Genomic DNA, 21,748 nt, shown 5'->3' with positions numbered 1-21,748 from the left:
GGCCGCTGTGATCTACCGCGGCTGCGGGGCAGCAACAACAATTGAAAGGCACCATGACAACCATGAGCCGCCCGCCGGCGGACCCCTCAGAGCTGCGCCACACCCGCGTGCAGCGGCTTTCCAGTTGGCTGCTTCTGGGCCTGCAGGACAGCAAGGGCTCCCACCAGGGACCAGGCGGCCAGACCACAGCGCACGAGCGTAAGCATGCCTGGTGGCAGGTCATGTGCCTGACCGGCGTGGACTACTTCTCCACCCTCGGCTACCAGCCCGCCATCGCCGCACTCGCGGCCGGCGTCATCTCCCCGCTGGCCACGCTGGTCCTGGTGGCCGTCACGCTCTTCGGGGCGCTGCCGGTGTACCGGCGTGTGGCGGGTGAGAGTTCGCGCGGCGAGGGTTCCATCGCCATGCTGGAACGGCTGCTCCCCCGCTGGGGCGGCAAGCTGTTCGTCCTGGTGCTGCTCGGCTTCGCGGCAACGGACTTCATGATCACCATGACCCTCTCCGCCGCCGATGCCACGGCGCACCTCATCCAGAACCCCTACGCCCCGGGCTGGCTCCAGGGGCAGGAGGTGACGGTGACCCTCGTTCTCCTGGCCCTGCTCGCCGCCGTGTTCCTGCGGGGATTCAAGGAAGCGATCGGGATCGCCGTCGTCCTGGTGGCGGTCTATCTGGGACTGAACGTCGTGGTGGTGGCGCGAGCCGCCGTCGAAACTTTGGGCCACCCGGGCGCCGTCGGGAACTGGTGGGAGGCCCTGGGAACATCGCACGGCAACCCGGTACTGGCCGTGGCCATAGCGCTGCTGGTGTTCCCCAAACTGGCGCTGGGCCTGTCCGGCTTCGAAACCGGCGTGGCGGTCATGCCGCAGGTCCGTGGCCGGCATTCGGACACGGAGGAGAACCCGCCGGGCCGCATCGAGGGGACACGCCGCATGCTGACCACGGCAGCGCTGATCATGAGCGCGTTCCTCATCGCCAGCAGCTTCATCACCGTGATCCTCATTCCGGCAGCGGAATTCCAACCCGGCGGGCAGGCCAACGGGCGTGCACTGGCCTTCCTGGCGCACGAATACCTTGGGAACGGGTTCGGCACCGTCTACGACCTCAGCACCATCGCCATCCTCTGGTTCGCCGGCGCATCTGCAATGGCCGGCCTGCTGAACCTCGTCCCGAGATACCTGCCGCGGTACGGGATGGCACCGGAATGGGCCAAGGCCGTCCGGCCCCTCGTCCTGGTTTTCGGCTTCATTGCGTTCCTGGTCACCATTCTTTTCGAGGCCGACGTCGACGCCCAGGGCGGTGCCTACGCCACCGGGGTGCTGGTGCTGATGACCTCGGCGGCGGTCGCCGTCGCGCTGTCCGCCCGGCGCCGCCGGCAGCGGAAGCGCACGGCCGGCTTCGGGCTGATCGCGCTGGTGTTCATCTACACGACGGTGGCGAACGTCATTGAGCGCCCCGAAGGCATCCGCATTGCCGCGTTCTTCATCGCCGGCATCATTGTCATTTCGCTGCTGTCCAGGATCGGGCGGTCGTTCGAACTGCACGCCACGCACGTCCGCCTCGACCGGACGGCCCTTGAGTTCGTCGCTGCGGACGAGAGCGGCCCCATCGGCATCATTGCACACGAACCGCGCCGGCTGACCGCGGAGGCGTACCGGCAGAAGCTGACGTCCGCCATCGAGGTCAGCCACCTGCCGGTCCACTACCAGGCGCTGTTCCTGGAGGTGATCGTTGACGACTCCTCCGACTTCGAAACCGAGCTGCAGGTGCGCGGCGTGGTGCGTCACGGCTACCGGGTGCTGGAGGTGCACGGGCCGGTGGTGCCGAACACCATCGCCTCCGTTCTCCTGCACATCCGGGACGTCACCGGGCTCATGCCGCACATCTATTTCCGCTGGACCGAGGGAAACCCGGTGGTGAACCTGCTGAAGTTCCTGTTTCTCGGGGAGGGGGAGATCGCGCCGGTCACCCGGGAGGTGCTGCGGGAGGCCGAGCCCAATGTCACCAGGCGTCCGTGGGTGCACGTGGGTTGAGTGCGTGTGGGTGCGTGCCGTTGCGTGCCTGCGTGCGCGTGGGGGCGTGCGCGGAGAGCCGCCCGGCCGTAGGCTCAACGCATGGCGAAATTCTTTGATGTCCACCCCGAGGACCCCCAGCCCCGCGCGATCTCGCAGATCGTGGAGCTCCTTCGATCGGGCGGGCTGATCGCCTACCCCACGGATTCCTGCTACGCCCTCGGCGCCCAGCTCGGGAACAAGGAGGCGCTGGACAGGATCCGTTCCATCCGCCAGCTGGACGACAAGCACCATTTCACGCTGGTCTGCCGGGACTTCGCGCAGCTGGGGCAGTTTGTGAACATCGGGAACGACGTCTTCCGCAGCATCAAGTCCGTCACCCCGGGCAGCTACACGTTCATCCTGCCGGCCACCAAGGAAGTTCCGCGGCGGCTGCTGCACCCCAAGAAGAAGACGGTGGGAGTGCGCATCCCGCGGCACAACTTCGTCCAGGCGCTGCTGGCCGAACTAGGCGAGCCGCTGCTGTCCAGCACGCTGCTGCTCCCGGACGAAGAGGAACCGCTGACCCAGGGCTGGGAAATCAAGGAACGGCTGGACCATGTAGTGGACGCGGTGATCGAGTCCGGTGACACCGGCTCGGAACCGACCACTGTCGTCGACTTCTCCGGCGGCACCGCCGAAGTGGTGCGCCGCGGCACCGGCGACCCGGCCCGGTTCGAGTAGCGGCGCGCTTTCGGTGGGCGGCGCCGCCGGCTATTCCGGCTTCTTCGCCCGGCTGGGCTGGACCCGGGGAGGTTCGCCCGGCATTTTCGGATAGTCGGGCGGGAAAGGCAGCTCACCGAGCCCGTTCCTGACGTCGCGCTCCCACCACCCCAGCAGCGTGTCGATGGTGCCCGGGTTTGCCTGCATGTCCGCCCACGGATCCCCCACCGTTTTCAGCCTGTCCGGCACGGTGAGGATGTTGAAGTCCTTGGGCCTAACGTCCGCCAGCTCGTCCCAGGTGATCGGGCAGGACACGGACGCATGCGGCAGGGCCCGAGGGCTGTAGGCGCCGGCGATGGTGCGGTCCCGGTTGGCCTGGTTGAAGTCGACGAAGATGCGCTCGCCGCGTTCCTCCTTCCACCAGTTGGTGGTGACCTCGTCCGGCATGCGCCGCTCGAGCTCCCTGGCGGCGGCGATCACGGCGTGGCGGACGTCCAGGAACTCGCGGGTCGGCTCGATGGGGGCATACACGTGCAGCCCGCGGTTGCCGGAGGTCTTCAGGAAGGCATCCAGCCCTGCCTCGGCGAGCACCTTCCGAAGTTCGAGCGCGGCGGGGATGGCATCGTCGTAGTCGGTGCCCGGCTGGGGGTCGAGGTCGATGCGCAGCTGGTCGGGGTTGTCAGTGTTGTCCGCGCGCGACGGCCAGGGATGAAAAACCACCGTGTTCATCTGCGCCGCCCAGACCACCGCGGCGGGCTCGTCAAGGACCAGCATGGGATGCGAGCGCGCGCTCGGGAAGGTGACCTTTACCGTGCGGATGAAGTCCGGCGTTCCCTTGGGCGGGTTCTTGGAGAAGAACTGCTCACCGTCCACGGTGTCTGAAAACCGCTGCAGCGCCACCGGCCGGTCTCCGTTGGCCCGGATGAAGGCCTCGCCCACGTCCACGAAGTACCGCGCAAGGTCCAGCTTGGTCAGCCCCAATTCGGGCCACAGCACCCGGTTCGGACTGGAGACGCGCATTTCACGGGGGCCGTCGGGCCCGTCGACACTGATGGTGGTCTGTTCACTGGCCATGGGGACAACCTACCCCGCACGGCCCGCGGCGTCAGCAGTACGCCTGCCGCGATTCCAGCGAAGATCCACGGCAGGCGGATCCCGCAGGCGGATACCGCAGGCGGATACCGCAGGCGGATACGGCGGGCGGATCCCTCAGGCGAGTCCCGCCGTCGGGCCCTAAGAAACTTCTGCCCGCTCTCTGGGCAGCGGCGGGGCCATCTGTAAGGATGAAACCCACCGGGCGCCGCCCGGCGCTGAACATCGTCGAACAGGCGCAGAGCGTCCTCGAAGGAGACCCGTCCATGGTTGAATCCGCGAGCCTGGACGCTACCCAGGGACCATCCGCCGCCCAGGAATCCGGGGCACCCCAGGAACCCGGGGCATCCCAGGCATCCGGCTCTCCACAGTCATCCGGGTCATCCCAGACAGGCAACCGCGGGCTGTTCGGCACGGCGGCCGCGCAGGCCGGCCTGGAGCCGGGCAGCGGGGACTGGGACGCACTGGAGCGGCGGTTCGACCGCCACTTCCCTGATCTGTCCAGGCTGTTCCGTTCACTGTACGGATCGCGGCCGGACATCGAGGAGCAGTTGGCGGCCCTGGCGCTGGAGATCGCGCGTTCCTGGCAGGAGCGGCCGGCAGACCTGAAGGTGCTCGACGCCGGCCGGGAGGGCAATACCGAATGGTTCCAGTCCAACCGCATGCTGGGCGGCGTCTGCTACGTGGACCGGTATGCAACCGACCTGGAGGGTGTGCGCGCCCGCATCCCCTATTTCAAGGAACTCGGCCTCACCTACCTCCACCTGATGCCGCTGTTCCTGGCCCCGGAGCCCCTGTCTGACGGCGGTTACGCAGTCTCCAGCTACCGCGAGGTCAACCCGAAGCTCGGCACCATGGACCAGCTGCGGGCGCTCGCCGCCGAGCTGCGGGCCAACGGCATCAGCCTGGTGGTCGACTTCATCTTCAACCACACCTCGAATGAACATGAGTGGGCGCGGCGGGCTGCCGAGGGCGATCCGCGGTACTGCGACTACTACTGGATCTTCCCGGATCGCGCCATGCCCGACGCGTTCGAGCAGGATGTGCGCGAGATCTTCCCCGAAGACCACCCCGGCTCCTTTGTACAGCTGCCGGACGGCCGGTGGGTCTGGGCCACGTTCCACACCTTCCAGTGGGACCTGAACTACTCCAACCCCGAGGTGTTCCGGGCCATGGCGGGAGAAATGCTGTTCCTGGCCAACCTCGGCGTGGACATCCTGCGGATGGACGCCGTGGCCTTCATCTGGAAACAGCTGGGAACAACGTGCGAGAGCCTGCCCGAGGCACACACCCTGCTGCAGGCGTTCAACGCGGTTTGCCGGCTGGCGGCGCCGTCGCTGCTGTTCAAGTCCGAGGCGATCGTGCACCCGGACGAAGTGGCCTTGTACATCGATCCGGCCGAGTGCCAGCTCTCCTACAACCCGCTGCAGATGGCGCTGACCTGGGAAGCCCTGGCCACGAGGAACGTGGCGCTCCTGGCCCAGGCCCTCGAGCGGAGGCATAACATCGCGCCGGGGACGTCCTGGGTGAACTACGTGCGGAGCCACGACGACATCGGCTGGACGTTCGCCGATGAGGACGCCGCCGAGTTCGGCATCAACGGCTTCGACCACCGCCGGTTCCTCAACTCGTTCTACGTCAACCGCTTTCCCGGCAGCTTCGCCCACGGCGTGCCCTTCCAGGACAACCCGCGGACCGGCGACTGCCGCATCTCCGGCACCACCGCGTCGCTGTCCGGGCTTGAGGACGGTTCGGCAGAGGCCATCCGCCGCGTCCTTCTGACGCACTCCGTGGCCTACAGCACCGGCGGCATCCCCCTGCTCTATCTGGGCGACGAGGTGGGGCAGCTCAACGACTACGACTACACGCGGGAGGACGGCCACGAAGCGGACAGCCGGTGGGTGCACCGCCCGCAGTTCCCGGCCGAGAAATACGCGAAGCGCCTGGACCCGGGCAGCCCTGAGGGCGCCGTGTTCGCAGGGCTGCGGCGGCTGACAGAGGTCCGCGCGGCAACTCCTGAGCTGGCCGGCACCCGTCTCGTCCCGTTCACTACCAACAACCCCGCCGTGCTGGGGTACCAGCGGCCCGGCGAGGGAACTGTGGTCCTGGCCCTCGCCAACTTCAGTGACGGGCCGCAGGTGGTAGCAGCGGAAACCCTGTCCGGGTTCGCCGCCGAAGCTTTGGACCTGTTTTCCGGGGAGCCGGTGCGGATCGACGAGGGGCTCGTACTGCGGCCGCAGGATTACGCCTGGCTCAGGGTGGTGTCGGCCTCCTAGGAACACTCCCCGGAACTGCCGCTGTCGAAGGCCGCCGTGCCGCAGAAGGCCGCGACGACCATCGCTACAAGTGCTGCGCCGAGCCTGCCGCTGCCGACGGTCAAAGGTGCAATGGGGCGGTACACGATCATGCTTGTTCCTCCTAGTGCTTGATGGGCTGCGTCCGGCGTTTCCGGCTTCTGCATCAACTGTCCGGTCCGGAGCTGGCTGGAGACTTTCGCCTGCCTGTGCCCGGGCTGTGCATCCAGGCGCCCAGGCCGCCAGGCATCCGGATCGGGCATGATGGAGTCATGCCCACCGCTGACTCGCCCATCACCATTGCCGTCGGTGACGGCCACGTCTCCGGCGCCTACGCCCGGCCGGACAGTCCGTTCGCAACACTCGTGCTGGCCCACGGTGCCGGCGCCGGCATGGAGCATCCGTTCATGCGCGGGTTCACGGGCGCATTGAACGACGACGGCGTTGCCACCTTGCGCTTCAACTTCCCCTACCGCGAGGCGGGACGGAAGTTCCCCGACCGGCCGCCGGCGGCGATTGCCACCTGGCGGGCGGCGATGGCTGAGGCGGTGGCCCGTGCGGGATCCAGCGGGGAAGCGGGGCCGGTGTGGGCGGCCGGGAAGTCGTTCGGTGGCCGGATGGCGTCCATGGCGGTGGCCGAAGGGATGCCCGCCGCCGGGCTCGTCTACCTTGGCTACCCGCTGCATCCCCCGGGCAAGCCGGAGAAGCTCCGCGACGAACACCTTTACGGGCTGGAAACCCCCATGCTGTTCCTGCAGGGGACGCGTGACACCTTCGCCACCCGGGAGCTCCTGGAAGGCGTGGTGTCCCGGATCGGACCCACCGCTACGCTGCAGTGGTGCGAGGGCGGCGACCACTCCTTCGCCGTAGCCGGCAACAAGCGCAGCGCCGAGGACATCGGCGCCTCACTGGCCGCGCCGGTTGCAGCGTTCCTCCGCGCTAACGGGCCTGCCGTCTAGACGGGCCTGCAGTCTAGACGGACCCAGGCTTGATGCCTCCCGAGCAGCGTTAGCTGCCGTTACGCGGCGACGATGACTTCGTGGGCGTGCTTTCGAAGGGCCTCCAGCTGGTTTGCAGTGGCGCCACCGTCGGTGACGATCGTGGCGGGAGTCCCGGTCGGGCAGATCCTGACGAAGCCCACGCGGTTGTATTTGCTCGAATCGACGGCGGCGACGGTTTTGTCGGCCACGCCAACGGCAGCTTTCTTGACTGCGGCATCGTCGGGATTCCACTCGGTGAAGCCATGCTCCAACGACATTCCGCTTGCCGTCATGACGTACGTGTCGAAGTGGTGCCCCCGCAGATAGTCGATCGTGTCGGCTCCGCTGAGGCTCAATTCCCCCTGCCGTACCGACCCGCCCGGGATGATCAGGTTCACCGTGGTGGACCTGGCAAAAGCCCAGGCCACGCGGAGCGACAGCGGGCAGATTGTCAGTTCGCGGTCCACAAGGAATTCGGCCACGGCAAGCCCCGTGGAACCACCGTCCAGGATGATGGTGTCGCCGTCTTTGATAACCCCGGCTACGCGTTCGCCGATGGCACGCTTTTGCTCAGAGTTCGTCTTCTCCCGCGCGGGGAACGGCGGCTCATAGCTGCTGCCGAAGGCCAGCCGCGCGCCGCCGTGGAACCGCTTCAGCACGCCATCGGCCTCTAGCAACTCCAAGTCGCGGCGGATGGTCATTTCGGTGACCCCCAGCCGCGTGCCCAGTTCCCCGACGGCCGCCGTGCCGGTTTCCTGCAGGATCTGCAGGATTCCCTGGTGACGGCGTTCCTTGGCGCTGACCATCGTGTTGCCCCTCTCGGCGGTGTGCTTGGAAGCCAATTCAAACACTTGGAAGCGGCCATTGACAATCGATTCGCACCATATTTATGATCGTTCGCACAACCACAATGTTTGGCGATGCCGCTGGCGGCGCGCTGCGACGACAGACCAGATATCGCCCGACGGCACACACGATTTATGCGAAGGACTGCACCCAGATGTACGAAATGACCCCTTTCGAGCTCGACATAGCTGAGCAGCCGGACGCGCTGCGCCGCCTTGCAGCCGCTGCAATCCCTCCCCTGCGGGATCTGGCCGGCTCGCGCTGGGACAGGATTATCCTGACCGGCATGGGTTCCTCCCACTTCGCCGGCATCCCCACCTGGCGGAAGCTGACAGAGCTGGGCCGTCCGGCCTGGAGCATAGACACCGGGCAGTTGCTGGACAGCCCCAACGCCATCACCATCAACACCCTGCTCATCGTCACCTCCCAATCAGGTGCGAGCGGCGAGGTCGTGGAACTGCTGAACCGGCGCAAGGAAGGCCTGATCGCCCCCGCCCTCCTGATCGGCATCGGCGATGACACCTCGAGCCCCCTCGCCGTCGACTCCGACCTGTTCCTGCCGCTGCACAGCGGCAGCGAAGCCACCGTCAGCACCAAGAGCTACCTGAACACCCTGGCTGTGCACCGCATGCTGTCCGCCGCCTTCGAGGGCCACCCCCTCGACGAAGTCACGGCCGAGATCCTGGGCGCGGCTGCCGCCGTCGAGCAGGCCATCGGCTCGATTGAGGTGGCGGACGCGGCCGCGGCCGTTGCCGGCCATCCGCAGCGCAGGCTTGCCTACGTCGGCCGGGGGGACGAAGCGGCCACCGCCCTGTTCTCAGCCCTCATCACCAAAGAATCCTCCAAGGTCCCGGCCGAAGGATTCATCGGCGGACAGTTCCGGCACGGCCCCTTTGAACTGGCCGGAGAGGGTCTCGCCGTCGTGATCTTCGGAATGCACGGCACGGAACCCGATCCCAGCCTGCGCCTGCTTGCCTCTGATCTCGTCCGTACGGGCTCCAGCGTCATCATCGTGGGCGACGACGAGGTCCCGGGCGCAACGAATGTCCGTATTCCCGGCGCCGGGGCCCTGGATCGCCTGGCGGCGAGCTCCGTCGCGGCCGAGCTCTTCGCCGTCGGGCTCGCCCGGGCCAACGGCGTTGTACCGGGGGCCTTCCTCTACGGTTCCAAGATCACCACGGCGGTCTGAATGCCAGTCAGCGTACCGGACCGGACCGGCTCCGCGGCGGGAGTGCGCGTCGGCATGGACATCGGCGGCACCGGCACCCGTTTCGTTGCCATGGATGCGGAGCAGAAAGTCTTCGCACGGCTTGCCGTGCCCACCCCCGGCGAGTTCACCTCCGGCTCGGCCGCAGACTTCCTCGCCGGCCAGATCAGCCTGCTTGCGCCGGGCCGGCCCATCACTGCAATCGGAATCGGGGCCAGCGGACCCGTCGATCCCGAGGGCATCATCCGGAACCCGGACACCTTGCCCGGGTTCACCGGGGAACCTGTCGTTTCCGCGCTGGCCTCGCGGTTCGGCGCGCCGGTCACCATCGACAACGACGCCGTCTGTGCGGCCGTCGCGGAACAGCGGGTCGGGGCCGCCGCCGGCTCAACAAGCCTGCTGCACATCACGCTCGGCACCGGAATCGGCTCCTGCCTGCTCCTGGCCGGACGGCCGCTGCGCGGTGCGGACGGGATGCACCCCGAGGCCGGCCACATCACGGTCCGGCAAGCGCCCGAGCCCTGCTACTGCGGACGGGAGGCGTGCTGGGAAATGGCCGCCTCCCGGCAGGCGCTCCAACGCGCGGCCGCTTCTGCCCTCGGCAGGGATTCCCGGGACAGAAACGTCGTCGCAGACCTTGCTGAAAGGGCTACGCGCGGAGACGCTGTGGCCACCCGGGTGTTCCGGGAGTACGGGCTCGCCGTGGCCGAAGGGCTCGGCACGCTCCTGGCCGCGTACCGGCCGCACACGGTCGTCCTGGGCGGCAGCGCGGCCGAGCACCTGGATCTCTACCGGGAAGAGCTGGAGACCTATCTCCGCCGGCTCGGACCCTGGATCCACCATGCCGAGCTGGCGGCAACGCAGTTGGACGACTTCGGCGGCGCCATCGGCGCGGCCTACCTCACCATGGCCGGCTTCCAGATGCCGGCCACGGCCCGCGATCGCTAAATACTCATAGTTCAAGGAAGAGCAGATGTTAACCAACCCACCGGAAGCCTCAACAAAGCCGACAGGCGAGCACCTCGACACCGGGCTTCGCCCCGGGTCCATTGGCCTCGGCGGCACCCTCATGCAGTCGATCGCCCAGATCTCCCCTACGCTGGGGATCTTCTACACCATCGCATTCACCAGCGGACAGGCAGGCTCGTCTGCCCCGCTGACCTACCTGGCAGCGTTCCTGGTCTGCCTGGTGATCTCTGTTCCGATGCTGGGCCTGGCACGGCATTTGCCGTCGGCCGGCGGCTTCTACACCTACGTTTCCGCCGGCATCGGCCCCAAATCCGGTTTCATGACGGGCTGGCTCTACGCCGTCATGGTCACGATCGTCCCGGCCGCCCTGGCGGCCTTCACCGGCGCCGTGCTCCAGGATGAGCTGAGCGGCAAATACGGCATCGGGCTTCCGTGGTGGCTCTACTCGACCGCCATACTCGTCATCTGCTTTGCCTGCGCCTACCGGGGCATCGTCATCTCGATCAAGTTTCTTGTTGTCATGACCGTATTCGAAATGGCTGTCGGACTCGGCCTCGCTGTAACCGGCATGTTCAACCCGGGTACCGGCGGCGTGAACCTGGACGGCTTCAACCCGGCCAACGTCCAGAATCCGTCCGGATTCTTCCTCGCAATTGTGCTGTCAATATTCGCCTTCACCGGTTTCGAAAGTGCGGCGGCCGTTGGGGAGGAATCCCGGGACCCGAAGCGGATCGTACCCAAAGCCATCATCGGCTCACTGGTCCTCATCGGCGTCTTTTACGTTGTCACCGCCTGGGGCCTGCAGATCGGCTGGGGCACCGGCGACATTGCTGCCCTGGCCGCGTCGCCAACCGCACCCGCGTTCGTCCTCGCCGACCGCCTGTGGAGCGGCGCCTCGGTCCTGGTCCTGATCGCCCTCGTCAACTCCGGCCTCGGTGTCTGCATCGCCTGCACCACAAGCGCCACCCGGACCATCTACGGCATCGCCCGCACCGGGGCGCTTCCCGGGTTCTTCGCCCGCACACAGCCGAAGCACCGCACTCCGGTCACCGCGGTGTACGTCCAGTCGGCAATCGCCCTGGCCATTTGCCTCGCCGTCGGCCTGCCGCTCGGCCCCTACAACCTCTTCAACATGCTCGGCACCACCGGGACGTTCGTCTACATTCCGATCTTCATTCTGATGAACGTCGCCGCCTTCCTGTACTTCCGCCGCAGCCACCCACAGGAGTTCAGCATCTGGGCGCATGTGGCCGCACCACTGGTCTCCACCCTCGCCCTGCTGACGATCGCCTACAACAGCATCGTCCCGCTGCCCGCTTACCCCGTGATCTTCGCCCCCTTCCTGGCCCTCGCGTACGTCCTGCTGGGCGCGGCTGTCCTCTACGGACGGAACCTGCGCCCCGGCAACCGCGGCTGGATGGCCAGGGCCGGCGAACTCCCGGACGTCGACTGACCCACCAACCGGCAACCTACTCAACAACAGGACCTGACATGCCCCATACACTCCCCTCATCCGTAGACACCGTCGTCATCGGCGGTGGAACCGGCGGAGCCGCCTTCGCCGGGACGCTCGCTGCGCACAGCGACGAAACCATCCTTCTCCTTGAGGCCGGCCCCGACTACGGCGCACGCGAGCTGGGCCAGTGGCCCGCCGACATGCTCGACGCCCGGTCGATTCCGCTTTCACACGACTACGACCTGAGGGCCAGCCGCTCCTCCGGCGAGGGCGTCCTGGACCTGCCCCGAGCACGCATCCTTGGCGGCTGCTCGGCCCACAACGGCTGTACCGCATCCATCGGCGCACGCCATGAGTACGACGAATGGGCCGCCGCCGGCAATCCCGGATGGTCAGCCGGGGAGGTCACGCCGCTTCTGGAATGGGTCAGGGACCGGTTCCGCGTCCGCAGGTACACCATGGACGAGCTCACCCCGCCGCAGAAGGCATTCGTCAACGCGGGCGTTGCCGCAGGACTGCCGTTTGCCGACGACCTTGATGAACTCGAAGCTGCCGAGGGGATCGGACCGATGCCGGTCAACGTCGCCGACGGGGTCCGGTGGAACAGCGCCTTCGCGTTCCTTGATCCGGTCCGGGAGCGGGAAAACCTGACCATCGCCGGAGGTGTCCAGGTCACCAGCATCGACATTGCCGGCGGCGTCGCGCAGGGAGTGTTCGTCCAAACCGCCGCAGGTGTTGCCCATATCAAAGCCAGCCGCGTCGTCGTCGCCGCCGGCGCCTACCACTCGCCTGCGATCCTGCTGCGCTCAGGCGTCGGTCCGGCGGCCGAACTGGCCGCCCTTGGGCTGACGGTCCAGGCAAACCTGCCTGGAGTCGGCAAGCACCTGCTCGACCACTCCTGCGTCCAGCTCGACTTCGCCGGCCAGCCCGGGCTTGTCGAAGACCTCGCCAGGCTCCCCTGGAATCCGGACGAGCAGACAGTCGGGCGGGCCAAATCAAGCAGGTGCGATGCCGGCCCGTACGACATCCACGTCTTCATGGTGGCCGGCGCCAACAGCGGACACCCCGGCCTGCCGCCGATCACCCTCTACGGCGGCGCCATGCGCGCACGTTCCGAAGGATCAGTCACGCTCAACGCCGAACTGGACATCACCAACCCCGTCATTGACCACCGCTACGGGACTGACCCCGACGGCTACGACCGGACCGTGCTCTCCGAGGCCCTGGACCTCATGGAGCAAATGGTGCAGGTGCCCGAACTCGCCGCCATGCTCGGCGACCGCGTTCCCGGTAAGACAGCACCACTCGATGACATCGTGAACTACTGCCACCCTGCGGGGACATGCAAGATGGGCCCGGCCACGGACGAAACCGCCGTGGTTGACAGCACCGGCGCAGTCCACGGCGTTTCGGGGCTTTTCGTAGCCGACGCCTCCATCATGCCCAGCATCACCAGGGGAAACATCAATCTCCCCACGGCCATGATCGGGGCGCGGATCGCGGCCGGGCTCCTGGGCATGGCGCCGGTTGCTGTGGCAGCGCCCACGACGGCCGGAGCCGACGGCAGGGCACGCTAGCAGCTCCCGGCACACCAACGCCCGCCGCCTGGCGGGCGGGCAGATACGTAACGCCCTCAGGCGATGCCTGAGGGCGTTACGCCTGGTGCCCTCAGGCGTTCGCCGCCGCGGGCGCCACGTTGCCCGGGACGGGTTCGTGCCGCAGGTAGCTGCGGCGGAACCGGCCCGTGCCCGCGGTCAGCGCCCGCAGCTGGACCGCGTAGCGGAGGAGCTCACCGTCCGGGACCTCGGCGGTGACCTCCGTGGCGTCCCCGCCGGACGACGTCGTGCCCGTGAGCCGGCCACGGCGCGACGACAGGTCGCTCATGACCGAACCGACGTACTCGTCCGGGATGCTGATGGTGACGGCGGAGACAGGCTCCAGCAGCTGGATGCGGCCGGCGGCTGCGGCCTCGCGCAGGGCCAGCGCGCCGGCCGACTGGAAGGCGGCGTCCGAGGAGTCAACGCTGTGGGCCTTGCCGCCCACAAGGGTCACCCGGATGTCCACCACGGGGAACCCGGCGGACACACCCTTCTGCATCTGCGCCCGCACGCCCTTCTCTACCGAGCCGATGAACTGGTTCGGCACTACTCCGCCCACGGTCTTGTCCACGAATTCGAAGCCCGCCCCGCGATCGAGCGCCTCCACCTCGATGTCGCAGATGGCGTACTGGCCGTGGCCGCCGGACTGCTTGACGTAGCGTCCGTGCCCGGCGGCCGGGGCGGCGAAGGTCTCCCGCAGCGGCGTCACCACGGGAACGGTCTGCAGCTTCACGCCCTGCTCCCGCAGCCGGTCCAGGACCACCTCGCCGTGGGCCTCACCCATGCACCACAGGATCAGCTGGTGGGTTTCCGAGTTCCGCTCCACCCTGAGCGTCGGGTCGCCGGCGGCCACCTTGCCGAGGCTCTTGGCAAGGGCGTCCTCGTCGCTGCGGGTGGCGGCCTCGACGGCGACCGGCATGAGCGGCTCCGGCATGTCCCAGGCGGTGATCAGCAACGGGGCATCCTTCGCTGACACGGTATCGCCCGTCTCGGCACTGCCCAGTTTGGTGATGGCACAGATGTCGCCGGCCACGCTGTACGGGACGGGCCGCAGGCTTGCCCCCATCGGCGAGTAGAGGTGGGTGAGGCGCTCGTCGCTGTCGTGGTCCTCGTGGCCGCGTTCGGCCAGGCCCCGGCCGCTGACGTGCACGGCCGAATCCTCGCGCAGCGTTCCGGAAAAGACGCGCACCAGGCAGACCCGCCCCAGGAACGGGTCCATGGTGGTGCGCACCACTTCGCCTGCCAGCGCCCCGGCAGGGTCGCAGGACAGCTGACCGGCCGGCTCCCCGGCCAGGTCTGTCACCTCCGGGACGGCATGCTCCAGGGGTGTCGGGAACGCACGGGTCAGCATGTCCAGCAGCTCGGTGATGCCCAGGCCCGTTTCGGCCGAGGTTGGCAGGACCGGGAAGAACGATCCGCGCGCCACAGCCGTTTCGAGGTCGCTCACCAGGATTTCGACGTCGATGTCCTCACCACCGAGGTAGCGTTCCATCAGGGACTCGTCCTCGCTCTCGGAGATGATCCCCTCAATCAGCGTGCCGCGCTCGGACTCCGCGGCGGCGAGCTCTTCGGCACTCCCGTCCCGGACCGCGGGCTCCGGGGATTCGCCGTCGTACTCCGAGACCTGCCCGGACAGAAGCCCCAGCAGTCCCGTCACACTGCCGTTCCCGCGGACCGGCAGGTAGGCCGGGACCACCGACTGGCCAAAGGCCCCCTGGCAGGCGGCCAGGGCGGCGTCGAAATTCGCCCGCGGGTGGTCGAGCCGGCTGATCACCACAGCCCGGGGCGTATCCAGCTGCGCGCACTCCGCCCACAGCGCGGTGGTGGCGGCATCGACGCCGTCCACGGCCGACACCACGAACAGTGCCGCGTCCGCAGCGCGCAGCCCAGCCCGCAGCTCGCCGGTGAAGTCGCCGTAGCCCGGGGTGTCCAGCAGGTTCACCTTCACGCCGTCGTAAAGCAGCGGCGCCACGGAGAGGACCACGGAGCGCTGCTGGTGGATCTCGGACGGTTCCGCGTCGCTGACCGTGTTGCCGTCAACGATGGAGCCCATCCGCGGGATGGTCCCGGCGGCGGCGAGGAGGGCCTCGAGCAGCATGGTTTTTCCGGCCCCGGAGTGCCCCACCAGCGCGACGTTGCGGATGCCCTCCGGCTTGTCCACGGGCGCTCCGGCCGACGCGTCCGCCCGCCGGAGATCGGAACTGCCGCGGCCCGGACCCTTGCCCCGGCCGTTAGTGCCTTTTACCGACATGACCATCTCCCGGCGTGTTAGTCGTGAGCCGCCACGCGGCCTTGGTAAGAAGATTCGACACCTAAAGCCGCTGTTCAGCAAGGGGTCCGGCCCCTCAGCGCCAGTCCGACGGCGCGGCTCTCCGGTCCCGCCCTGCTGGCAGGCAATAACCCGTTGCGGCGTCATGCCGGCAGGGGGACGATGGATAACGTGGCCGCAGGGCCGGCCCATGCCATCCGACTAGTCGCCAGGGAGCGGTCGATGAGTGCGTGGAATGAAAATATCGGTGCAGGGTCCTCCGGCCTCACAGCAGTGACCGTGGTGGAAGGCTCCTCCTTCTGCATCTCCGCCGAGAGCGGGGACGTACTCCCCGGCCAGCCGCAGGGCGCCTTCTACCAGGACACCCGGATTCTGTCCCGCTGGCAGTTAACGGTCGACGGCGTTCCTCTGGAACCGCTGTCCGGCCAGACCCGTGAGCCCTACCGGGCGGTGTTCGTCGGCAGGCCCCGCGGGGCCAACGGTGCGGTGGAGAGCCCGCTGGTGGTGGTGCACAGCCGGCAGGTCGGCCCCGGCCTGCGTGACGACATCAAGGTCCACAACTATTCGGAACAGCCGCGGACCTGCCGGATCCAGATCAGGGTGGATGCGGACCTGAGCGACCTGTTCGACGTCAAAGGCGGAAAGGTGGTGCCGTCCGCCGAGCACAGCCGAAAGGTCCGGGCCGACGCCCTGCAGATTGACGCCGTACGCAACGGGGTCCACCGCGGCGTGGTCATCAGCGCCGCGGGCGCCACGGTATCCGAGGATGCCCTGACGTTCGACGCTGAGCTAGCCGCCCGCGGCACCTGGACCGCCAGCGTGTTCACCACGCCCCTGGTGGACGGCACCGGGCCTGAGCAGCCCTTCACGCACGAGACGGCTCCGCACGTGGGCGCGCAGCGCTACGCCGCCTGGGAGGAACATGTTCCCAAGCTCACTGTGACGGACAAGAACGTGGAAAAGGTCCTCACCCGCAGCCAGGAGGATCTGGGCGCCCTCCGGATTTTCGACCCCGACCACCCGGAGCGGGCCGCCGTTGCCGCCGGCGCCCCGTGGTTCATGGCGCTGTTCGGCAGGGACTCCATCCTGTCCTCCTACATGGCGCTGGCGGTGGATCCGAAGCTGGCGGCAGGAACCCTTCAGACGCTGGCAGCGCTGCAGGGAGAAAAAGTTGATCCGGATACCGAGGAGGAACCGGGCCGGATCCTGCACGAGGTGCGGCTGGGCGTCACCGCCGGGCTGGCGCTCGGGGGCAGCCAGGCGTACTACGGCACCGCCGACGCAACGCCCTTGTTCGTGGCGCTGCTCGCGGAGTTGGGACGCTGGGGGCTTGCCGGCGACCTGCTGGACTCCCTCCTCCCGCATGCGGACCGGGCCCTGGAATGGGTGGAGCACTACGGCGACCGCGACGGCGACGGCTTCGTTGAATACCAGCGCGCCAACGAGCACGGCCTGCTGAACCAAGGCTGGAAGGATTCCTGGGACGGCATCAACTTCGCCGACGGCCGGATGGCAGAGGCCCCCATAGCCCTCTGTGAAGTGCAGGGCTACGTCTACGGCGCCTACCTTGGACGCGCGCTGCTCGCCCAGCAGCTGGGCGACGACGAGACGGCATCCAAATGGAACCGTCGGGCCGCCGACATCAAGGCCGAGTTCAACGAGAAGTTCTGGCTTCCCAAGAAGGGGTACTTCGCCGTGGCCCTGGACAAGGACAAGCGTCCGGTGGATGCCTGCACCTCCAACATGGGCCACTGCCTGTGGTCAGCCATCGTCGACACTGACAAGGCGCCCCTGGTGGCCGAGCGGCTCATGTCGCCGGAGATGTTCACGGGCTGGGGCATCCGTACCCTCGCGTCCGACATGGGCGCCTACAACCCGGTCAGCTATCACAACGGTTCGGTGTGGCCGCACGACACAGCCCTCATAGCCGGCGGACTGATGCGGTACGGGTTCGTCGAGGAGGCCACGCGCGTTGCCATGGGCCTGTTTGACGCGGCGGAACAGTTCGACGGGCGGCTGCCGGAACTCTTCTGCGGGTTCGCCCGGGACGATTTCCCCGAACCGGTCCCTTTTCCCACGTCCTGCTCGCCGCAGGCCTGGGCTTCAGCCGCGCCGGTGCACCTGATGCGGACCCTGCTGCGCTTCGATCCACTGATTCCCCGCGAAGAGGTCTGCCTGGCCCCCGTGCTTCCGGCTGAGTTCGGCAGCTTCCGGGCGGACCACGTGCTGATGGGTTCTGCACGGCTCACCTTACGCGCGGAGGGGACGGAAGGGACCATTGACGGGCTGCGCGAGGGCCTGACCCTGCTGCATAAGCCGCGGCCGCCGCTGGCCCGGCTGATGACGCAGTAACAAACACGGCACCAACAAATATGGCACCGTAGCTCCGGCTTTCGGTGCCACCCACAACCGAATGGACTCAGTAGTCAAACGGTCCCGGTACATCCGGACAACAAGGGAGCTGCGGATGCGTATCGGTCTAATTGCGGGGCCCTGGTATCCGATTCCCCCGACCGGGTACGGAGGCATCGAACTGGTGGTCGATGCCCTGGCCAGGGGATTTTCCAGGGCAGGCCATGAGGTGCTGCTCGCCGCCGCCGCGGACAGTACCTGCCCGGTGGCTCAGCTCCCTGGAATGCGCATCTCCGAGCCCGACTTCGTAGGGTTCACGTCCTCGGAACTCAGCCACGTGATCAACGCGTATGCAGGGATGGACGGCATGGTGGACCTGGTCCACGACCACACCCTTGCAGGCCCGCTCTACCGGGGCCGCCCCGAGGGGCTGCCGGTGGTGACCACTATTCACAGCGACCTGAACCCAGCGTTTGCCGCTGTCTATGGCGCCGCAGCCCGGGACACAACGCTGATCGCCATCTCCAAAAGCCAGGTCAGCAGCGTGCTGGCGGACCGCGTCGCTGCCATCATCCCCCATGGCATGGAGGTGGCCGCTGTTCCGGTCGGGAAAGGGCAAGGCGGCTACGCGTGTTTCCTTGGCCGGATGTGCCCCGACAAAGGCGTGCTGGAGGCCATCGGAGTGGCCCAACTGGCCGGTATTCCGCTGCGGATCGCCGCGAAGATGCGGGAACCGGCCGAAGTGCAGTACTACCACGATGTGGTGAAGCCGCTGCAGGGTCCGGAGGTGGAGTTCCTGGGCGAGGTGGGCGGCGCGGAGAAGTACGACCTGCTCGGTGAAGCCATCGCCCTGCTCAACCCCATCCAGTGGATGGAGCCGTTCGGGCTGGTGATGATCGAGGCGATGGCCACCGGCACCCCCGTCGTTGCCACACCCATGGGGTCAGCACCTGAGATCGTTGACGACGGCGTGAGCGGCTACCTGGCTTCTTCGCCAGAGGACCTGGCCGGCCTTCTTCAGCGCGCCGCGGACCTGGACCGCAGGACAGTCCGGGCCCAGGCCGAAGACCGTTTCAGCACCGAACGCATGGTAGACGCCCATCTGGCGCTGTACGCACGGCTGACCGGTGTGAAGGCCGCGGGATAATCACTTCCGGGCGTTGGTCCGTGCGGTCGCCGTCGCGGTCCAGGGGTCCTCGGGCCAGGGGTGCCTCGGATAGCGGCCGCGCATCTCGGCGCGGACCTGCGCGTAGGGCCCGGCCCAGAAGGAGGCGAGGTCGTCAGTGACGGCCAGCGGCCGCCGGGCGGGCGACAGTAGATGGAACTGGACCGCCGTCCGTCCGCCGGCCAGCATCGGCGTGCGGTCCCAGCCGAAACATTCCTGGAGCTTGACCGCAACAACGGGCCTGCCGCCGTCGTCCCCGGCGTCCGGATAATCAATCCGGACGCGGGAACCGCTGGGCACCTCCAAAAACTCGGGCGCGAGCTCGCCGAGCCTGGCGGCGTCGGGCCATGGCAGCAGCCGCCGCAGCGGGTCCGTGAGGTCAATTCCGGAGGTTGCCGCACCGCCGGCCAGCGCCTCCAGCTCCGGACCCAGCCAGTCGTCGAGCCGGGCCAGCAGCGCCTGCTCGGACATGTCCGGCCAGGGATCGCCCAGTTCCTTATGCAGCAGGGCGAGCCGGCGGCGCAGCCCATCTGCCGCCATCGACCATCCGATTGCTCCCAGCCCCTGGTCCGCCAAAGCCCGTGACACTGCGGCGCGGGCCTCGCCGGCGGACGCCCGCACCGGCGTGGAGGAAAGCGATATGGCGCCCAGCCGGCGCTCCCGGCGGGCCGTCACCCGGCCCTGGGTGAGCGTTGCCTCCACCGAGTCGAACAGCAGGTGCGCCGCGGCGGCCTCGGCCGTGTCCGCTGTCAGCGGCGCGGCAGAGCGGATCACCGCGCCGGTCCCGGCGGCGTCCCGCCCGTCCGCCCGCGCAACCTCGGCCACAGCCAGCCATTCATGTCCGGCGAGCGGACTGCTGGCGGGAAGGCCGGCACGCGTGCCGGAGGTCAGCAGGTAGCGCTCCGGCCCGTCCCCGGGGACGCGGCGTGCCACCCGGTCCGGGAACGCCAAGGCAACGACCAGACCGATCTGTTCAGCGGTTCCCGCCGGCACTGCGGTGGAGGGAACGTCGACGGAGGGAAGCCCGACGCCGGCCGCCGCTTCGCGTGCCAGCCTATCCAGCCGCTGCGCCTCCTCAGCCCATCGTCTGGAGGCGGGATCGTTGCCGGAACGGAGGGCAGACACCAGCCGGGGCAGGTCGGCTCCCGTGGCGCGCTGGTCCCCTGCGACGGCGGCCACAACCTCCGCCGCCGTCCCGTATCCGGCAGTTCCGTATCCGGCAGTTCCGTGACCAGCACGACCAGTCAGCCGGCCACCCAGCAGCGACGACCCGACCAGGAGGGCGCGTCCGAGGCGTGGGTCGGCGGGGATGCGCGCAAGAGCTTTGCCCAAGTCCGTGGCGAGGCCGTCCCCGCCCACGGCCCCAAGCTCGCGCAGCACTTCGACGGCGTCGCCCATCGCGGCCTGCGGCGGAGCGTCCGGAAGGGCCAGCCCGCGGCCGCCCGGTGAGCCCCAGCACGCGAGGATCAGGGCGGCACCCGCCAGGTCGGACACGGCGATCTCGGCGGTCTGGTGTGCAGGCGCTGCGCCGAGGGTCTTCTGGTCGTAGCAGCGGACCACCTTCCCTGGCCCCTGCCTCGCAGCACGTCCGGCGCGCTGTTCCGCAGAGGCCCGCGAGCAGGAGACGGTGACCAGGCCAGTCATGCCCCGGCCGGCGTCACGGCGCGGTTCGCGGGACAGACCCGCGTCGACCACCAGCCGGACGCCGGGCACAGTGAGGGACGACTCGGCGAGCCCCGTGGAAACGATGATCCGGGCCGGATCCCGGGATTGCCGCCCGGACACGGCACGGTCCTGGGCCGCGGGACTGACCTGGCCGTGCAGTTCCAGAATTTCGACGCCGGGACCCACCCGGGTGCGCAGCCGGCCGGCAACGTGGGACACCTCCCAGGCGCCCGGCAGGAACACCAGGGCGTCGGTGCCGGGGTCGGCGGCAAGGGCTGCCGCGTAGGACTCCGCGGCGGTGTCCGCCACGTGGTCCAGGAAGGCACGTGTCACGCCGCGTCGGTCGAGCCGCGCCACGGGCGCCGGCTCCCATACTGTTTCCAGCGGGTGAAGAGCGGAAGGACAGTCGACGACGGGAGCCGGGCCGCCGCCGTCGGCCTCCCCGCTTTGCTCGCCACTTGGATCCGCGCTTGGATCCGCGCTTGGGTCGGCGCCGAGCAGGGCCGCGAACCGCGGCGCGTCCAGGGTGGCGGACATGGCGACAAGCATGAGGTCGCCGCGCAGCTGGCGCACCTCGGCGAGCAGTCCCACCAGCAGGTCGGTTTCCAGGCCGCGTTCATGAACTTCGTCGAGGATAACGGCGGCGGTGCCCTCCAGGCCGGGATCAGCCAGCAGGCGGCGTAGCAGGATGCCCGGCGTCACAAACTCAATGAGCGTGGCGGGACCGGCCTGCCGTTCGCCGCGGACCGTGTAGCCCACCCGGTCCCCCAGCTTCGTCCCGTCCAGGGCGGCCAGACGTCTAGCCGCTGACCGGGCGGCGACCCGGCGCGGCTGGGTGACCACGACGCGCGGCCGTCCTTTACCGGCGGCAGCCTGTGCCAGGTTGGCCACCAGCGGAGGCACGAGCGTCGTTTTGCCGGTGCCGGGCGGGGCCTGGACCACCGCGGCGCCCCCGGCCCCCTGTGTCTGCAGCACCCCGGCCAGCTCCGCCATCGACTCCGCAAAAACCAGGCCAGCACCGATGGCCTGCAGGTCGAAGGGGGCGGAGCCAGTCACGGCGCCCTGTAGCACGTCTTGCGGGAGCGGTACGGAAGTCACCCTTCCATTGTGCCGGTGGTAGCCGTTGGTCCTGACACAGGCAGGC

At 68.4% G+C, this 21,748-nt stretch carries 15 protein-coding genes; 10 read left to right on the top strand and 5 right to left on the bottom strand.

What is annotated here, in order from left to right; all coding sequences use genetic code 11:
* Nucleotides 1–53: 53 nt before the first annotated feature.
* Together ACFRAU_RS08480 and ACFRAU_RS08475 are read left to right on the top strand one after the other, a co-directional pair.
* The gene (locus ACFRAU_RS08480) at nucleotides 54–2,030 is read left to right on the top strand and encodes an amino acid transporter (protein WP_377999547.1); all 1,977 of its coding nucleotides are present in this window, start codon (nucleotides 54–56) and stop codon (nucleotides 2,028–2,030) included.
* An 81-nt stretch (nucleotides 2,031–2,111) separates the two neighbouring features.
* Nucleotides 2,112–2,732, top strand: a complete 621-nt coding sequence (locus tag ACFRAU_RS08475; protein ID WP_377999546.1) for an L-threonylcarbamoyladenylate synthase — start codon at nucleotides 2,112–2,114, stop codon at nucleotides 2,730–2,732.
* A 30-nt stretch (nucleotides 2,733–2,762) separates the two neighbouring features.
* Here ACFRAU_RS08475 and ligD read toward each other — a convergent pair whose 3' ends face one another.
* Nucleotides 2,763–3,785: a non-homologous end-joining DNA ligase gene (gene ligD / locus ACFRAU_RS08470; protein WP_377999545.1), complete on the bottom strand. Its 1,023-nt coding sequence runs from the start codon at nucleotides 3,783–3,785 to the stop codon at nucleotides 2,763–2,765.
* Between the two features lie 284 nt (nucleotides 3,786–4,069).
* Here ligD and ACFRAU_RS08465 point away from each other — a divergent pair, with 284 nt between their 5' ends.
* Nucleotides 4,070–6,079 (top strand): alpha-amylase family protein, encoded by a 2,010-nt coding sequence (locus ACFRAU_RS08465; RefSeq protein WP_377999590.1) that lies wholly within the window; start codon nucleotides 4,070–4,072, stop codon nucleotides 6,077–6,079.
* Here the strand turns inward: ACFRAU_RS08465 and ACFRAU_RS08460 are convergent.
* On the bottom strand, nucleotides 6,076–6,210 hold the full coding sequence (locus ACFRAU_RS08460) for a hypothetical protein (protein ID WP_377996833.1): 135 nt from the start codon (nucleotides 6,208–6,210) through the stop codon (nucleotides 6,076–6,078). The genes ACFRAU_RS08465 and ACFRAU_RS08460 overlap by 4 nt on opposite strands.
* A 159-nt stretch (nucleotides 6,211–6,369) precedes the next feature.
* Here ACFRAU_RS08460 and ACFRAU_RS08455 point away from each other — a divergent pair, with 159 nt between their 5' ends.
* On the top strand, nucleotides 6,370–7,056 hold the full coding sequence (locus ACFRAU_RS08455) for an alpha/beta family hydrolase (protein ID WP_377999544.1): 687 nt from the start codon (nucleotides 6,370–6,372) through the stop codon (nucleotides 7,054–7,056).
* A gap of 59 nt (nucleotides 7,057–7,115) precedes the next feature.
* Here the strand turns inward: ACFRAU_RS08455 and ACFRAU_RS08450 are convergent, their stop codons facing one another.
* On the bottom strand, nucleotides 7,116–7,919 hold the full coding sequence (locus tag ACFRAU_RS08450) for a DeoR/GlpR family DNA-binding transcription regulator (RefSeq protein WP_377996835.1): 804 nt from the start codon (nucleotides 7,917–7,919) through the stop codon (nucleotides 7,116–7,118).
* Between the two features lie 167 nt (nucleotides 7,920–8,086).
* Here ACFRAU_RS08450 and ACFRAU_RS08445 point away from each other — a divergent pair, with 167 nt between their 5' ends.
* The 4 genes from ACFRAU_RS08445 to ACFRAU_RS08430 are packed head-to-tail and all read left to right on the top strand — an operon-like array spanning nucleotide 8,087 to nucleotide 13,132.
* Nucleotides 8,087–9,112, top strand: coding sequence for an SIS domain-containing protein (locus tag ACFRAU_RS08445; protein ID WP_377999543.1), 1,026 nt, complete (start codon nucleotides 8,087–8,089; stop codon nucleotides 9,110–9,112).
* A complete protein-coding gene (locus ACFRAU_RS08440) occupies nucleotides 9,113–10,078 on the top strand; it encodes an ROK family protein (protein ID WP_377999542.1) in 966 nt (321 codons plus the stop codon).
* A 25-nt stretch (nucleotides 10,079–10,103) separates the two neighbouring features.
* Nucleotides 10,104–11,552, top strand: coding sequence for an APC family permease (locus ACFRAU_RS08435; protein WP_377999541.1), 1,449 nt, complete (start codon nucleotides 10,104–10,106; stop codon nucleotides 11,550–11,552).
* Nucleotides 11,553–11,590: 38 nt separating this feature from the next.
* Entirely contained in the window at nucleotides 11,591–13,132 is a 1,542-nt protein-coding gene (locus ACFRAU_RS08430) for a GMC family oxidoreductase (RefSeq protein ID WP_377999540.1), read from the top strand.
* A 91-nt stretch (nucleotides 13,133–13,223) separates the two neighbouring features.
* On the opposite strand, the gene ACFRAU_RS08425 is transcribed toward ACFRAU_RS08430, so the two are convergent.
* On the bottom strand, nucleotides 13,224–15,404 hold the full coding sequence (locus ACFRAU_RS08425) for an elongation factor G-like protein EF-G2 (RefSeq protein ID WP_377999539.1): 2,181 nt from the start codon (nucleotides 15,402–15,404) through the stop codon (nucleotides 13,224–13,226).
* A gap of 240 nt (nucleotides 15,405–15,644) precedes the next feature.
* Between ACFRAU_RS08425 and ACFRAU_RS08420 the strand changes: the two genes are divergently transcribed.
* Nucleotides 15,645–17,774, top strand: a complete 2,130-nt coding sequence (locus ACFRAU_RS08420; RefSeq protein WP_377996841.1) for a glycogen debranching N-terminal domain-containing protein — start codon at nucleotides 15,645–15,647, stop codon at nucleotides 17,772–17,774.
* Nucleotides 17,775–17,889: 115 nt separating this feature from the next.
* Nucleotides 17,890–18,921, top strand: coding sequence for a glycosyltransferase family 4 protein (locus tag ACFRAU_RS08415; protein ID WP_377999538.1), 1,032 nt, complete (start codon nucleotides 17,890–17,892; stop codon nucleotides 18,919–18,921).
* Here ACFRAU_RS08415 and ACFRAU_RS08410 read toward each other — a convergent pair whose 3' ends face one another.
* A complete protein-coding gene (locus ACFRAU_RS08410) occupies nucleotides 18,922–21,597 on the bottom strand; it encodes an ATP-dependent RNA helicase (protein WP_377999589.1) in 2,676 nt (891 codons plus the stop codon).
* Between the last annotated feature and the right edge of the window lie 151 nt (nucleotides 21,598–21,748).

The sequence above is a fragment of the Arthrobacter sp. NPDC056691 genome, assembly GCF_042791415.1.
Taxonomy (GTDB): domain Bacteria; phylum Actinomycetota; class Actinomycetes; order Actinomycetales; family Micrococcaceae; genus Arthrobacter.
This window is presented reverse-complemented; position numbering and strand designations above follow the sequence as displayed.

Bases quoted from the DNA above. Each gene is read 5' to 3' on its own strand.
- ligD (WP_377999545.1), bottom strand. From the start codon at position 3,785: ATGGCCAGTGAACAGACCACCATCAGTGTCGACGGGCCCGACGGCCCC.
- ACFRAU_RS08425 (WP_377999539.1), bottom strand. From the start codon at position 15,404: ATGTCGGTAAAAGGCACTAACGGCCGGGGCAAGGGTCCGGGCCGCGGC.
- ACFRAU_RS08460 (WP_377996833.1), bottom strand. From the start codon at position 6,210: ATGATCGTGTACCGCCCCATTGCACCTTTGACCGTCGGCAGCGGCAGG.
- ACFRAU_RS08410 (WP_377999589.1), bottom strand. From the start codon at position 21,597: ATGGCGGAGCTGGCCGGGGTGCTGCAGACACAGGGGGCCGGGGGCGCC.
- ACFRAU_RS08475 (WP_377999546.1), top strand. From the start codon at position 2,112: ATGGCGAAATTCTTTGATGTCCACCCCGAGGACCCCCAGCCCCGCGCG.
- ACFRAU_RS08415 (WP_377999538.1), top strand. From the start codon at position 17,890: ATGCGTATCGGTCTAATTGCGGGGCCCTGGTATCCGATTCCCCCGACC.
- ACFRAU_RS08455 (WP_377999544.1), top strand. From the start codon at position 6,370: ATGCCCACCGCTGACTCGCCCATCACCATTGCCGTCGGTGACGGCCAC.
- ACFRAU_RS08445 (WP_377999543.1), top strand. From the start codon at position 8,087: ATGACCCCTTTCGAGCTCGACATAGCTGAGCAGCCGGACGCGCTGCGC.
- ACFRAU_RS08440 (WP_377999542.1), top strand. From the start codon at position 9,113: ATGCCAGTCAGCGTACCGGACCGGACCGGCTCCGCGGCGGGAGTGCGC.
- ACFRAU_RS08435 (WP_377999541.1), top strand. From the start codon at position 10,104: ATGTTAACCAACCCACCGGAAGCCTCAACAAAGCCGACAGGCGAGCAC.
- ACFRAU_RS08465 (WP_377999590.1), top strand. From the start codon at position 4,070: ATGGTTGAATCCGCGAGCCTGGACGCTACCCAGGGACCATCCGCCGCC.
- ACFRAU_RS08430 (WP_377999540.1), top strand. From the start codon at position 11,591: ATGCCCCATACACTCCCCTCATCCGTAGACACCGTCGTCATCGGCGGT.
- ACFRAU_RS08420 (WP_377996841.1), top strand. From the start codon at position 15,645: ATGAGTGCGTGGAATGAAAATATCGGTGCAGGGTCCTCCGGCCTCACA.
- ACFRAU_RS08480 (WP_377999547.1), top strand. From the start codon at position 54: ATGACAACCATGAGCCGCCCGCCGGCGGACCCCTCAGAGCTGCGCCAC.